2 pseudogenes are annotated in these 347 nt (G+C 66.0%); both read right to left on the bottom strand.

What is annotated here, in order from left to right:
• A pseudogene (locus tag BN1134_RS19545) lies at positions 1-106 on the bottom strand (AraC family transcriptional regulator); the annotation flags it as partial.
• A gap of 1 nt (position 107) precedes the next feature.
• Positions 108-347, bottom strand: a pseudogene (locus BN1134_RS01790) (branched-chain amino acid ABC transporter ATP-binding protein); the annotation flags it as partial.

The raw sequence follows: 347 nt of genomic DNA, 5'->3' as shown, positions 1-347 counted from the left end.
CATAGCAGACGCGGCGGCCATCTTGCACCGCGCGCGCCTCGATGAAGGGCAGGGACGGATCGCGCCAGAACTGGTGTTGATTGGCTGTGGTGCCGTCCCTGCTCATGTCAGCCACCGAGGTAGGCCTGGCGCACCGCCGGGTTGGCCAGCAGGGCGGCACCCGTGTCCTCCAGCACCACGTGGCCGTTCTCTAGCACATAGCCGCGATCGGCCAGCTTGAGCGCCTGGTTGGCGTTCTGCTCGACCAGAAAGATGGTCATGCCGGCTTGGCGCAGCTGCTCTATGGTGTCGAAGATCTGCTGGATGACGATGGGGGCCAGCCCCAGCGAGGGCTCGTCGAGCAGCAG

Origin of the sequence: Aeromonas simiae, assembly GCF_000820125.1 — a bacterium.
GTDB classification, from domain to species: domain Bacteria; phylum Pseudomonadota; class Gammaproteobacteria; order Enterobacterales; family Aeromonadaceae; genus Aeromonas; species Aeromonas simiae.
This window is presented reverse-complemented; position numbering and strand designations above follow the sequence as displayed.